This window comes from Lachnospira multipara LB2003 (genome assembly GCF_000702205.1).
Lineage (GTDB): Bacteria > Bacillota > Clostridia > Lachnospirales > Lachnospiraceae > Lachnospira > Lachnospira multipara_A.
This window is the reverse complement of sequence record NZ_JNKW01000007.1, coordinates 12,108-25,751: the sequence shown is the minus strand read 5'-3', so window position 1 is coordinate 25,751 and position 13,644 is coordinate 12,108. Positions and strand designations below refer to the sequence as shown.

Annotated in this window: 12 protein-coding genes; 1 reads left to right on the top strand and 11 read right to left on the bottom strand. The window is 33.4% G+C overall.

Features of this window, described 5'->3' with window-relative positions; genetic code table 11:
• Positions 1 to 133: 133 nt before the first annotated feature.
• On the top strand, positions 134 to 1,231 hold the full coding sequence (gene ychF / locus T537_RS0105550) for a redox-regulated ATPase YchF (protein ID WP_031556660.1): 1,098 nt from the start codon (positions 134 to 136) through the stop codon (positions 1,229 to 1,231).
• Between the two features lie 112 nt (positions 1,232 to 1,343).
• On the opposite strand, the gene rpe is transcribed toward ychF, so the two are convergent.
• The 11 genes from rpe to T537_RS0105495 are packed head-to-tail and all read right to left on the bottom strand — an operon-like array spanning position 1,344 to position 13,643.
• Complete coding sequence (gene rpe / locus T537_RS0105545; RefSeq protein ID WP_031556659.1) at positions 1,344 to 2,006, bottom strand: ribulose-phosphate 3-epimerase; 663 nt, start codon at positions 2,004 to 2,006, stop codon at positions 1,344 to 1,346.
• Between the two features lie 16 nt (positions 2,007 to 2,022).
• Positions 2,023 to 2,901, bottom strand: coding sequence for a ribosome small subunit-dependent GTPase A (rsgA, locus tag T537_RS0105540; RefSeq protein ID WP_031556658.1), 879 nt, complete (start codon positions 2,899 to 2,901; stop codon positions 2,023 to 2,025).
• Between the two features lie 7 nt (positions 2,902 to 2,908).
• Positions 2,909 to 4,597, bottom strand: coding sequence for a Stk1 family PASTA domain-containing Ser/Thr kinase (pknB, locus tag T537_RS0105535; protein WP_051637172.1), 1,689 nt, complete (start codon positions 4,595 to 4,597; stop codon positions 2,909 to 2,911).
• Positions 4,598 to 4,613: 16 nt separating this feature from the next.
• Positions 4,614 to 5,336, bottom strand: coding sequence for a Stp1/IreP family PP2C-type Ser/Thr phosphatase (locus T537_RS0105530; RefSeq protein WP_027437779.1), 723 nt, complete (start codon positions 5,334 to 5,336; stop codon positions 4,614 to 4,616).
• Positions 5,314 to 6,396, bottom strand: a complete 1,083-nt coding sequence (rlmN, locus tag T537_RS0105525; protein ID WP_031556656.1) for a dual-specificity RNA methyltransferase RlmN — start codon at positions 6,394 to 6,396, stop codon at positions 5,314 to 5,316. The genes T537_RS0105530 and rlmN overlap by 23 nt, the downstream gene beginning before the upstream one ends.
• An 11-nt stretch (positions 6,397 to 6,407) precedes the next feature.
• Entirely contained in the window at positions 6,408 to 7,709 is a 1,302-nt protein-coding gene (gene rsmB, locus T537_RS0105520) for a 16S rRNA (cytosine(967)-C(5))-methyltransferase RsmB (protein WP_031556655.1), read from the bottom strand.
• Entirely contained in the window at positions 7,696 to 8,415 is a 720-nt protein-coding gene (locus T537_RS0105515; RefSeq protein WP_031556654.1) for a zinc metallopeptidase, read from the bottom strand. The genes rsmB and T537_RS0105515 overlap by 14 nt, the downstream gene beginning before the upstream one ends.
• A gap of 28 nt (positions 8,416 to 8,443) precedes the next feature.
• Complete coding sequence (gene fmt / locus T537_RS0105510; RefSeq protein WP_031556653.1) at positions 8,444 to 9,397, bottom strand: methionyl-tRNA formyltransferase; 954 nt, start codon at positions 9,395 to 9,397, stop codon at positions 8,444 to 8,446.
• Positions 9,398 to 9,428: 31 nt separating this feature from the next.
• On the bottom strand, positions 9,429 to 9,899 hold the full coding sequence (def, locus tag T537_RS0105505; RefSeq protein WP_027437774.1) for a peptide deformylase: 471 nt from the start codon (positions 9,897 to 9,899) through the stop codon (positions 9,429 to 9,431).
• Positions 9,900 to 9,924: 25 nt separating this feature from the next.
• Complete coding sequence (priA, locus tag T537_RS0105500; RefSeq protein WP_031556652.1) at positions 9,925 to 12,138, bottom strand: replication restart helicase PriA; 2,214 nt, start codon at positions 12,136 to 12,138, stop codon at positions 9,925 to 9,927.
• 2 nt (positions 12,139 to 12,140) lie between these two features.
• Positions 12,141 to 13,643 (bottom strand): UDP-N-acetylmuramoyl-L-alanyl-D-glutamate--2,6-diaminopimelate ligase, encoded by a 1,503-nt coding sequence (locus T537_RS0105495; protein ID WP_031556651.1) that lies wholly within the window; start codon positions 13,641 to 13,643, stop codon positions 12,141 to 12,143.
• Position 13,644 lies beyond the last annotated feature (1 nt).

The following is a 13,644-nucleotide window of genomic DNA, read 5'->3' as shown; positions in this document are numbered from 1 at the left end:
CCATATTTAGCTAAGTTATGCTAAAATATTCCTTGCGTTAATCGGGAAAAATATCCCTAAATAAAAAAACTCAGTTTATTAATAACTGACTTTTCATAAAATTATTTCCACTATATGTGGCATGGAGGTTACAATGAAATTAGGAATCGTAGGTTTACCTAACGTTGGTAAATCAACTCTATTTAATTCACTTACAAAAGCAGGAGCTCTTGCAGCTAACTACCCATTTGCAACAATCGACCCTAACGTTGGTGTTGTTACTGTTCCAGATGAAAGACTAGATAAGCTTGCAGCTCTTTATAATTCAGCTAAGATTACACCTGCTGTAATTGAATTCGTTGATATTGCAGGTTTAGTTAAAGGTGCATCAAAGGGTGAAGGTTTAGGAAACCAGTTCCTTGCTAATATTCGTGAAGTTGATGCTATTGTTCATGTTGTAAGATGTTTTGAAGACTCTAATATCGTTCACGTTGATGGTTCTATTGATCCTGTAAGAGATATTGAGACAATTAATTTAGAATTAATTTTTGCTGATCTTGAAGTTTTAGAGAGAAGACTTGCTAAGCAAAAGAGAGGCGCTTATAATAACAAGGATTTAGCTCGCGAAGTTGAATTCATTGAGAAACTTATTAAGCACTTAGAAGATGGTAATTTAGCTTCTAGCTTAGAAATCGAAGGCGAAGAAGAGGAAGCATTCTTAAAGGAATATAACCTTTTAACAGCTAAACCAGTTATCTTTGCTGCTAACGTTTCAGAAGATGATTTAAGCGATGATGGCGCTAGTAACGAATTCGTTGCAAAGGTTAAGGATTTTGCTTCTAAGAATAACTCAGAAGTATTTGTTATCTGTGCTCAGATTGAGCAGGAAATCTCTGAACTTGATGACGATGAAAAGAAGGAATTCTTAGAGGATTTAGGTCTTAAGTCATCAGGTCTTGATAAGCTTATTGCAGCAAGTTATAAATTACTTGGTCTTATTAGTTACTTAACAGCTGGTGAAACAGAAACAAGAGCTTGGACAATCACTAATGGTACTAAGGCTCCTGGCGCTGCTGGTAAGATTCACTCAGACTTTGAAAGAGGTTTTATTAAGGCTGAAGTTGTTTACTATCAGGATTTACTTGATTGCGGTTCTTATAACGCAGCTAAGGAAAAGGGTCTTGTACGTATGGAAGGTAAGGAATACGTTGTTAAAGATGGAGATGTAATTCTCTTTAGATTTAACGTTTAATTTTAATATAAGTGTAAATAAAGCTAACATTTTAAAAATTGCTAGGTTCAAAAAAAGGCGCTACAGACTAATCTGTAGCGCCTTTCATTTTTTACTTTATTATTTTACTTTATTAATTCCAAGCACTCATTACTTCCTTGAATTTCTTAACATTCTCTGCTGCATCACCCTTAAAAATTGCTGATCCAGCAACTACTACGTTAACACCTGCTTCAAGAACAGTTGCTAAGTTTTCAATGTTAATTCCTCCATCAATTTCAATATTTACCTTATTAAGATTTTTCTTCTCTAATTCAGCTTTAATAGCCTTAACCTTATCAATTGAGTCTGGAATAAATTTCTGTCCACCAAATCCTGGATTAACACTCATAACCAAAACCATATCTACCATTGAAAGATAAGGCATAATGGCCTTTACTGGTGTACCTGGATTTAATGTAATAGCTGCCTTAACTCCAAAAGACTTAATCTTATCTAGTGTTGCAGCTACATCCTGACAACTTTCCACGTGAACTGTAATAATATCTGCTCCGGCATTAACAAATTCTTCAATGTATCTAATTGGTTCATCAATCATAAGATGTACATCAAAAACCTTCTTAGTTGCACTTCTAATTGATTTAATTACTGGTAAACCAAGTGAAATATTAGGTACAAAGCTTCCATCCATAACATCTATATGGACATATTCTGCTCCTGCCTCGTCAATTGTCTTAAGGTCATTTCCTAAATTTTTAAAATCTGCTGATAAAATTGATGGTGATAAATAATTCATATTCTAATTTCCTTTTTTAATATTTCTTTTTATTTTTTAATTCTTCATATATTTCTATATAACTTTGATAACGTCTATTACTTATCTGTCCATCCCCTAGAGCCTCTTTGACGCTACAATTAGGTTCATTTACGTGAACACATCCATTAAAGCGGCAATTACCTTCATGCTCTTTAAATTCCTCAAAATAAAATCTTAATTCTTCTTTTTCAATATCTGGTAAATTAAGCGATGTAAATCCTGGTGTATCTGCAATATAAGTATTATCACTTACATTAAAAATCTCAGAATGTCTAGTAGTATGTCTACCTCTACCAATTCTACTAACTTCGCCAGTTTCATTAACTTCCTTAGGTAAAATTAAGTTAGTAAGAGAAGATTTACCTACACCTGAAGGTCCTGCAAGAACTGTTGTCTTTCCCTTTAGGCTTTCTAGAACATCTTCAATTCCCTTATTATCATATGTGCTCATCCATATTAACTTACATCCGCACTTATTATAGATTTCTTCTAATTTTTCTATTTCATCTGCTGTTGCCAAATCAATTTTATTAAAAACCACAATTGTTGGCACATCCTGATAATCCATCATTAGTAAAAATCTATCAAGTAAGTTGTAATTAATATCTGGTTGTTTTACGGCAAAAATTACCATTGCTTGATCTATATTGGCAAAAGCTGGTCTTATAAGCTCATTTTTCCTTGGAAGTATCCTAGTTATATTTCCCTTTAAATTAGCTTCATCAACCACATCAAGTTCCACATTATCTCCAACAAGTGGCTTGATTTTCTTATTTCTAAATATACCCTTTGCCTTACATTCATATATATTGCTGGCTTCTTCCACATATACGTAGTAAAAGCCAGCAATGCCTTTAATTATCTTTCCTTGCATAAACTACCTAGTTAGAAGCCTTTGCTGATGTTGTCTCTTCTGTTGTTGATTCTTTTTCAGCCTTTGTTGGAACTTCTGCTTTTGTTGTCTCTTCTGTTGTTGATTCTGTTTCCTTTATTGTAGGTTCTGCTTTTGTCTGTACTTCTGGACCTCTACTTATTGTAATTGTAATTGTTGATTCCTCCTGAGCACTACCAGTTGGTGAATAGCTAATTACTAAGCCCTGATTAACCGAAGAACTATAAGCATATTCTACAGCAACATCAAAACCTGCATTCTTAAGTGTCTGTGTAGCTCTTGACTCTGTCTGACCAATTACATTAGGTATTGCCACAGCCTTATCTTCCTTACCTGAACTAATTGTAAGTACAATCTTAGAATTCTTAGCTGCCTTTGTTCCTGCTGCTGTACCCTGTGAAATAACTGTATCCTTTTCTACTGTATCTGATGACTGTCTTACAACAGAATATCCTAAGCCAGCTCCATTTAACTTAGCAACAGCCTTTTCTCTTGTAAGTCCTGTAACATCAGGTACTTCAACCATATTAGAATCATCTTCTACTGTTGTAGATTCTGTTTCAGTTTCATTAGTCTTTGATGTACCACATCCAGCAAGTCTTAATAAGATGAAAATCACAATTATAAGAATAATTGCAGCAATTCCAAGTCCGATATATTTCATGATCTTATCAAGCTTTTCATTGCCTTCATCATCAATATCATCCTCATCAACTTCTTCCTTTGTAGCATCATCTGCTAGAACATCTTCATCAAGCTCGTCTAAATCTAATTCGTCATTGATGTTCTCATCTAAATCTTCTTTTCTTGACATTGTATCCTCCATTGTAGGTGTTGTTTGTACAAAATCTACATCCGGCATAACTAGAGACTTCTTTAAGTCCGCAAGCAATTCTTCTGCTGATTGATATCTTCTATCAGGCTTTTTCTCTGTACATTTTGCAACAATCTTATCTATACTTACAGGAATACCTTCAGCTCTTGAAGAAGCGTATGGTATCTTGTCCTGTATATGTTTAACAGCTACTGTAACTGAATTCTCATCATCAAAAGGTACAGTACCTGTTAACATTTCAAAAATTGTAACGCCCATTGAATAGATATCTGTTCTTGCATCTAAAAATCCACCCCTTGCCTGTTCTGGCGAAATATAATGAACAGATCCCATTGTTTGAGAAGAATTAATTGTTGTATTAGATGACACTTTAGCAATACCAAAATCTGTTACCTTTACCTTGCCATCTTTAGAGATAATGATATTCTGTGGTTTAATATCTCTATGAACAATTCCTGATTTATGGGCTGCTTCCATACCATTTACTATCTGAATTGCAATACTTACTGCTTCCTTAAATGGTATCTTTCCTCTTTTTTCTATATATTTTTTAAGAGTAATTCCCTCTACTAATTCCATTACAATATAGTAGACTCCATCCTCGTCTCCAACATCATATACACTAACTATATTTGAATGTGTAAGACCTGCTGCAGATTGAGCTTCTGCTCTAAATTTAGAAACAAATGTTGAATCGTCACTAAATTCCTTCTTCATCACTTTGATAGCAACACATCTATTAAGCTTAGTATCTTTAGCCTTATATACGTCAGCCATTCCTCCCGTGCCTATCTGCTCTAATATCTCATATCTGTCAGCTAAAAACTGTCCTTTTCTTAACATATTAACTTATACCTTTCTAATCAATTTTAATAATTACAACTGATATATTGTCTGCTCCACCATTCTTATTTGCCTTGTCTATCAGTTTTTTTGCGGCATTATTAATATCTGATTCACTATTTATAATATCAGCGATTACATTGTCTTCTACCATATTAGTTAATCCATCACTACACATTAAAATATAGTCGTTTTTCTTAATATCAATTCTAAATAAATCTGGTTCTACCACATCGGTAGCACCAATTGCTCTAGTGATGACATTTTTTCTTTCGTGTGTTCTAGCTTCTTCTTTATTGATTTCACCAGCCAAAACCATTTCCTCAACTAAAGAATGATCTCTTGTAATTTGACGAATATCCTCGTTTACAACATATAGTCTACTATCCCCAACGTTAGCAATTAAAAGTGTGTCATTAGAAAATGTTGCACAAACAAGTGTTGTTCCCATGCCTGTATATTCTTCTGATTCCTTTGCTTTTTCAATAAGCAATTTGTTAACCTTTGTAATTGCGTTCACTAGTGTAGTTACTGCATCTTTACTTGAGCTTTCTCTTAAAAGCTTAACAAGTGTTTCCACAGTATACCTAGATGCCATATCTCCTGCTTTATGGCCCCCCATTCCATCTGCTACTATAAAAAGGTTTGGGAGAATTCCTATCGGTGTCATAGACGTATAGACAAAATCCTGATTGGTTTTTCTTTGTTTACCAATATCAGTCATTGCTACTGCTTTCATGACTATCCTCCATATAACTTTTTCTTAATTGACCGCAAGCTCCATCAATGTCGCGACCCATTTCTCTTCTAATAGTAACATTAATTCCACATTTTTCAAGTTTATTTTTAAATGCCATTATTGCTTCCTTATTAGATTGCTCATAATCTCGTTCCTTAATTGGATTAACCGGAATAAGATTTATATGGCAATTTAGGCCTGTTACTAAATCAATTAATTCCCTTGCGCACTCTTTAGTATCATTAACACCCTTCACTAAGCTATATTCAAAAGAAATTCTTCTTCCTGTCTGCTCTAGATAATATCTACAAGCATCAATTATCTCTTCAATTGAATATTTATTAGCTATTGGCATCATTGTCTTTCGTAGTGTATCATTAGGCGCATGAAGTGATATTGCTAATGTAATCTGTAATTTTAAGTCAGCTAACTGCTTTATACGTGGCACAAGACCACATGTTGAAACAGTAACATTACGAAGACTTATATTAAGTCCTTTAGGAGAATTTATCAACTCCAAAAATTTACATACATTATCATAATTATCCATTGGCTCACCAGAACCCATAATTACAATATTAGACACTCTCTCACCCGTGCTATCCTGTATTCTATAAACTTGGTCTAGCATCTCTGATGGCAAAAGATTTCTTACGCAACCATCAAGGGTAGATGCACAAAAGCGACATCCCATTTTACATCCAACTTGGGATGAAATGCAAACTGAATTACCATGATGATACTTCATAAGCACACTTTCAATGACATTCCCATCATATAACTTAAATAAGAATTTCTTAGTGCCATCAATTTTAGATGTCTGAACTCTAATTGGTGTAAGAGCTGTCAAATGCGCATTTTCTTTTAATGTGTCAAGTAATTTAGAAGGCACATTCTTCATAGAATCAAAATCAGTAACCAGCTTTTCATGCATCCACTGATAAATTTGATTTGCTCTAAACTTCTTCTCTCCTAGGCTCTCAATATATGAAGTTAATTCATCGGCATTTAGGCTTTTTAAATCCACTCTTCCATCATTTATCTTATAATTAATTTCCATATATCTTTCCTCTATAATTTTTTCATTCTTGCATAGAAAAATCCATCAGTATCAGAATTTAGACCTGGTAATAATTGTCTTTTTTCTTCACATTTAAATCCAAGGCTTTCAATGAATCTAACCTGATCTTCATTTTCTTCTTTATTAATTGTACATGTGCTATATATTAAAAAAGCCCCATCTTTAACATATTTTGCAGCATTAACTAAAATATCTTTTTGTATTTTAACTAACTCTCTACATTTATCCATTGTAGCATTATATTTAATATCTGGCTTTCTGCCTATAATTCCAAGGCCTGAACATGGTAAATCTGCAATTACTACATCACATTTATTTACCATATCCTCATCGAAATCTGTAGCATCAAATACATCCACATCTACATTTAATAAACCTAGTCTATCAAGATTTTCCTCGATTTTATCTGTCTTCTCATAGGAAATATCTCTTGAATAAACCCTTCCTTTTTCTTTGGTTAATAAACTAGCATTAACGCTTTTACCACCTGGTGCTGCGCATACATCAAGAACAATATCCCCTTCTTTAATATTAGAATTAAAGCCAGCAATAATTGAGCTTAAATCCTGAATTATAAATAAGCCCTCATTAAAGCTATCTAAATTGGTTAAATAGTCATATCCACTTATTTCAAGGGCATAGTCTATATCTGTCTTTTTAACAGTAACTCCTTCTTTTGTTAGAATTTCTTCTAACTTAGCAACTGTTGTTTTATTTGTGTTAACTCTAATATATGTTCTTTTTTCTTTAAAAAGACCAGCAAGTATATCAGACACAACTTCCTTCTCATAGTCTTTAAGCCACATTTCAATTATCCATTCTGGCATTGAATACTTAATACTATTATAAAAAACAAAATCCGAGCTATCTGGGTATTTAATTGATTCTTTATTTCTAGCAATATTTCTAAGAACTCCGTTAACAAAGCCCTTTAAATTAGAAAAACCTCTTTTATTAGCTAATTTAACAGCTTCATTACATACAGCTGATTCCGGAACCATATCCATATACATTAACTGATAAATCGACATTCTAATTAAAGACCTAATTAAAGGCTTCATTTTATTAGTCTTTGTCTTTGAAAATTGATTGCAAATATAATCTAATTCTATCTTTCTTTCTATAGTTCCAATAAATAGCTTAGCGATAAATGAGCGCTGGCTCTTTTCCAAATATTGGTATTTAGCCAGCGCATTATTTAAAAGATAATTAGAGAATTCGCCATTTTTTTCATTTTCTAAGAGCATATCTAATACAACTGCTCTTAGATTAACTGAATTAATCGCGGTCATCACGTCCTCCAAATAATATAATTAATCTTAATAGCTGTAAAACTGCAGATGCTGCAGAAGCTACGTATGTAAATGCTGCTGCAGTTAGAACTGCTCTAGCATATGAGTTTTCTTTTTCTATTAACATTCCGTTATTTTTAATAATATTAAGGGCTCTTCTAGAAGCGTTAAATTCAACAGGTAGAGTAACTATCTGAAATAATACAGCTAAAGAAAACATAAGTATTCCCACTGTAATAAGAGTCTGATTAAAGCCCATTAATACACCAAGTATAATAAAAATCCAAGATGCCTTAGATCCTATATTGGCAAAGGGAACTAGTCCAGATCTTAATGCTAGTGGTACATAGCCCTTATTATGCTGAATTGCATGTCCACATTCATGGGCTGCCACAGCAATAGCTGCCACACTTGTAGCATTATATACCGAATCAGATAAATTTACCATCTTAGTTCTTGGATCATAATGATCTGTAAGATTTCCTGAAACATGGCATACACCAACATCAAATATACCCTGGCTTCTTAAAATCTCTTCAGCAACCATTGCCCCACTAAGACCTCTAGCACTTCTTACTTTCTGGTATCTTGCAAAAGTAATTGAAACTCCAGCCTGAGCAATTAATGCAATTACAGCTGCAATTATAATTAAGATATATGTTGGATCAAAATAATATCCATAACCTAAGCCATATCCATAATACATAAATTAGTCACCTCGCCCTTAAAAGTCTTTATGAATTAAAAATAGTACCTTCTTCTAAGTTATATCCTCTTAAGAATGAACCTGCATCCATTCTTTTCTTACCTTCAAGCTGTACGCTTAAAGCTTCTAGATAGCCTTCCTTGCATTTTATTACAAAAGAATTTTTATTGATTTTAATTACCATTCCAGGCTTAATCTCAGTCAACTTAGATGAATCATATTCCACATCAGTTAAGCAATTAGCTTCCCAAATCTTAAATGTCTTACCATCTAGAGATGTATAAGCTGAAGGCCATGGGTTTAAACCTCTAATAAGTCTTTCTATTTCAATAGCTGACTTATTAAAATCAATTTTACCCATGCTCTTTTTAATCATCTTAACATAAGTTGAATCTTCCTCAATCTGCTTAGTTCTTGTGATTGTACCATCTTCTAACTTAGAAAGTGTTGTAACTAATAACTTAGCTCCAACATCTTCTAATTTATCAAAAAGAGAACCACCTGTTTCTTTCTCATCTAACTTAACCTTAGATACCAATAAAATATCACCTGTATCAAGGCCTTCATCCATTAACATTGTTGTAACACCTGAATACTCGCAACCATCAATTACTGCATATTGAATAGGTGCTGCACCTCTATATTTTGGAAGTAGAGAAGCATGTACATTAATGCATCCATACTTTGGCATATCTATAATTTCTTTAGGTAAAATCTGGCCATAAGCCACAACTACAAATACATCTGCATTATATTGTCTTAATTTTTCAATAAAAGCCTCATCCCTTGCCTTAACTGGCTGTAGCACTTCTAAATTGTGTGAAAGGGCTGCCTCCTTTACTGGAGAATACTGTAGGGCTTTACCTCTTCCCTTTGGTTTGTCTGGCTGTGTAACTACTGCCATAACCTCATGGCCTGCTTTTATAATTTCTTCTAAAGTTCCCACCGAAAAATCCGGTGTTCCCATAAAAATAACCTTCACTTAAATTCCTCTTTTCCTAGATTAGTCTTAATTAGTCTTCATCATAGTCAACATCCATTAACTCGCCTTCAACCTTATCTACATACATAATTCCATTTAAATGATCGATTTCATGAAGCATACATCTTGCAAGTAATTCTTCACCTTCAACAATAATTTCTTCCATGTTCTCATCAAGAGCCTTAACTTTAGCGTAATTTGGACGTGTTACAATTCCTACCTTGCCTGGTACAGAAAGACAGCCTTCCTGACCTGTCTGTGAACCGCTAGTTTCTAATACAACTGGGTTAATAAGTACTAATGGATCATCACCACAGTCAATTACTACAAGTCTTTTTCTAATACCAACCTGAGGAGCTGCAAGACCTACACCATTAGCCTCATACATTGTTTCAAACATATCTTCAATTAATTCCTTAATTCTAGGTGTCATTTCCTTAATTTCTTTACACTCAGCTCTAAGTGTATCATCACCTAATTCTCTAATATTTCTAATTGCCATTTTATTTCTCCTATCCGCTTATTTACTAAGCATTAAAATCATAATTCACACTAACATTTCTAAATTTAGGATTACCTACTACATAAGCATCCAAGTTCTCATATATCAACGTTAGTTTATCATATTCTTTATTACGAATATATATAACTTTGCTAAAAATATCATTAATTTTATAAATATTTGCTTTGCTAGGTCCTAAAACTATGGAATTATCTAAGTTACTAGCCCTATCCTTTAGTAAATTACTAGCCTCATCTAGAGCCTCCTCAGATGCGCTTGATACTGTTATTTTTAGCATATTTATTATTGGTGGATAACCAAGTAATTTTCTATAAGCAATTTCCTGCTCATAAAAGCCTATATAATCCTGATTAGCTGCAGTCTCTATACTGTAATGTTCTGGTGTATAGGTCTGTATAACAACCTCACCTTTTTTATTACCTCTACCAGCCCTGCCAGCACTTTGTGTAAGTAACTGGAAAGTAACCTCAGGAGCTCTATAATCCCCTGCGTATAATGACATATCTGCTGCCACTATTCCCACAAGTGTAACATCTGGAAAATCATGTCCCTTAACAATCATCTGTGTTCCAACTAAGATATCAGCTTCGTGATTTGCAAACTGCTCAAGGATTTTTTCATGTCCCCCCTTATTCTTAGTTGTATCCATATCCATTCTTAGTACCTTAGCCGTCGGATACATCTTATTAATAAGACTTTCTAAGGCCTGTGTACCCGCTCTAAAACCTGCAATATATTTAGAACCACACTCTGGACATATAGTAACATTTGGCTGCTCATAACCACAGTAATGACACATTAATTTCCCATTATTATGCGCTGTTAGAGAAATATCGCAGTGTGGGCACTTCATTACATGTCCACAAGATCTACAAGAAATAAATCCTGCAACACCTCTTTTATTTAAAAACAGCATTATTTGCTGCTTTTTTTCTAATCTATCTACTATTAAGCTTTGTAAACGCTTACTAAAAACCGAGCGATTTCCCATTTGAAGCTCTCTTCTCATATCCTCCACATAAATCTTTGGAAGAGTTGCATTTCCTGCTCTATTATTTAGCGTTATAAGCTTATATTCGCCTCTTTTGGCCAATTCATAACTTTCTATGCTAGGGGTTGCAGAACCAAGAATAACTGGAATCTGCTTATTCTTTGCAATATGAATTGCCACAGGTCTTGCATGATATCTTGGTGTCTTATCTGATTTATAAGCACCTTCGTGCTCTTCATCAATTACTATTAAGCCAAGATTAGGAAATGGTGTAAAAAGTGCGGATCTAGGCCCTATAATTACACTTATTTCTCCCTTCATGCTTCGCAAAAACTGGTCATATCTCTCACCCTTAGACATCTTCGAATTTAGAATTGAAACCTTACTACCAAATCTATGATAAAACCTAAGCACTGTCTGAAATGTAAGAGCAATTTCTGGAATAAGCACAATTGCTTGCTTACCCTCATCAATAACCTCTTTAATTACATCTAGATAAACCTCTGTCTTACCACTTCCTGTAACTCCATGTAATAAATAAGTATTATATCTTTGTTCCTCTACATCTTTTTTAATTGTATTAGCTGCCTCTTCTTGTTCTTTATTTAGCACAATAGCCTTATTTTTCTTAAAAGCATCATTGTCCTTAACAGGATTTCTATAATACTTCTTAGTAGTTACTTCAATTACGTTATCTTTTTCTAGCAAATTAATGGTTGATGTAGAAATATTTAACTTATTTCTTATTATTTCCATTTCAAGCACTGGTTCTTCTATCAAAGCCTCTATTAGTCTAACTTTGGCCTTTGAATTCTTCTTTTTGTATGTTTCATTTAGGATAACTGCTTTTTCTTTAGTTACCTTTAAAACTACACTTTTCTTTTCCTTAGGACCCACTTTATCCTTTACAGGAATTACAGTCTTTAAAGCCTGGTTCATTGTTGATGCAAAATTTTTCTTAATCCAGTAAGCTAGATTAATCATATCACTTGCTATTCCTACCCTATCTTCTAGACAAGATTCAATATTCTTTATCTTATCCACTGGATAATTTGCTTTACTTGTTATATCAATAACATAACCTGTAATAAGTTTATTTCCTCTTCCAAAAGGGATTCTAACCTGGCTTCCAATCTTAACAATATCCCGGAGATTATCCGGGATATTGTATTGAAAAGTTCTATCTAGTTGTTCATGAGATATATCTATTATTATATCAGCAAACATTTTTACCTCTTAAGTTCTTCTAATACCTCTGCAATTAACTCTCTTTCATCCATATGATGCTTAACGCCTTTAATTATCTGGTAATCCTCATGTCCTTTTCCTGCAAGAACAATAATATCACCTGGCTCACCATTAGCAATTGCATATTTAATAGCTTCCTTACGATTAACTATATCCACATGCTTTCCATTTGTCTTTGAAATACCAGTAATTATATCCTGTATAATTGCTTCTGGTTCCTCATCTCTTGGATTATCTGAAGTAATAATTGTTAAATCCGATAATCTACCTGAAACTTCACCCATTTCAAATCGTCTATCTCTTGATCTGTTACCACCACAACCAAATAAAGTTACAATTCTATGTGGATTATATTCCCTAAGTGTTGTAAGTAAGCTCTCAAGGGACATAGCATTATGTGCATAGTCTATCATTAAACTAAATTTGTCAGATACTTTTACTAACTCAATTCTACCCTTTACCTTAACATCTAATAAAGTCTTTAATAAATTCTCATTTGAAACATTAAAATGTCTTGTTACTGCAATGGCTGAAAGTGAGTTATATACTGAAAATCTACCTGGAAGATTTAATTTTACATCTAAATCTTCATCCATAGCTTTTCCTGTTAATTTATATGTTAAGCCAATATTGCCACCCTCATGGAAAAGTTCTATGTTATCAGCCTTTAAATCAGCATCCTTATCAATTCCATATGTCTCTATTTTACAAGTTGCCTTTTCAATAATTTTTGAAACATGCTCATCATCTGCATTAACAATACCTGTTGTACACTGTCTAAATAACTTAGCCTTACATTCTAAATATTCTTCAAAATCAGCATGTTCATTTGGTCCAATATGATCTGGCTCAAGGTTTGTAAATACGCCTATATTAAACATAATACCTGCTGTTCTATCTAATTTAAGTCCCTGACTTGAAACTTCCATTACAACAGCCTCACAACCAGCATTTACCATTTTTCTAAATGTCTCATGAATCTGGCTTGATTCTGGTGTAGTATTCTCTGATGGAATATGTTCCTCACCAATAATTGTTTCAATTGTTCCTATAAGACCTGTCTTAATACCACAATTTTCCAAAACATTTTTAATCATGTATGTTGTTGTAGTCTTTCCTTTAGTTCCTGTAATTCCAATTGTAAAAAGTTCTTTATCAGGGTTACCATAATTAGCAGCTGACATTAAAGCTAGTGCTAAACGAGTATTATCTGTAGCAATAATTGTTAAATCATCAGGTGTTTCTGGTAGTGTAGCATCTTTATCTACTACGATTGCCTTAGCTTTTCCTAAAACATTCCCTATGAATTTATGTCCATCCACTACAGCACCCTTTATTGCTACAAAAACCCCATCTTCTTCTACTTTTCTAGAATCTGATGTAACATTTGTAACAAAAATATCTTCTCTTCCTTTTACTAACTCATAAGTAAAGTTAGTGCATTCGTTTTCTGTACATTTTTTTAATATCTCTGATAAAATCATA

What these genes read in the sequence shown, in the direction of transcription:
- ychF (WP_031556660.1), top strand. Translation starts at nt 134, where the DNA reads ATGAAATTAGGAATCGTAGGTTTACCTAACGTTGGTAAATCAACTCTA.
- rpe (WP_031556659.1), bottom strand. Translation starts at nt 2,006, where the DNA reads ATGAATTATTTATCACCATCAATTTTATCAGCAGATTTTAAAAATTTA.
- rsgA (WP_031556658.1), bottom strand. Translation starts at nt 2,901, where the DNA reads ATGCAAGGAAAGATAATTAAAGGCATTGCTGGCTTTTACTACGTATAT.
- pknB (WP_051637172.1), bottom strand. Translation starts at nt 4,597, where the DNA reads ATGTTAAGAAAAGGACAGTTTTTAGCTGACAGATATGAGATATTAGAG.
- T537_RS0105530 (WP_027437779.1), bottom strand. Translation starts at nt 5,336, where the DNA reads ATGAAAGCAGTAGCAATGACTGATATTGGTAAACAAAGAAAAACCAAT.
- rlmN (WP_031556656.1), bottom strand. Translation starts at nt 6,396, where the DNA reads ATGGAAATTAATTATAAGATAAATGATGGAAGAGTGGATTTAAAAAGC.
- rsmB (WP_031556655.1), bottom strand. Translation starts at nt 7,709, where the DNA reads ATGACCGCGATTAATTCAGTTAATCTAAGAGCAGTTGTATTAGATATG.
- T537_RS0105515 (WP_031556654.1), bottom strand. Translation starts at nt 8,415, where the DNA reads ATGTATTATGGATATGGCTTAGGTTATGGATATTATTTTGATCCAACA.
- def (WP_027437774.1), bottom strand. Translation starts at nt 9,899, where the DNA reads ATGGCAATTAGAAATATTAGAGAATTAGGTGATGATACACTTAGAGCT.
- priA (WP_031556652.1), bottom strand. Translation starts at nt 12,138, where the DNA reads ATGTTTGCTGATATAATAATAGATATATCTCATGAACAACTAGATAGA.
- T537_RS0105495 (WP_031556651.1), bottom strand. Translation starts at nt 13,643, where the DNA reads ATGATTTTATCAGAGATATTAAAAAAATGTACAGAAAACGAATGCACT.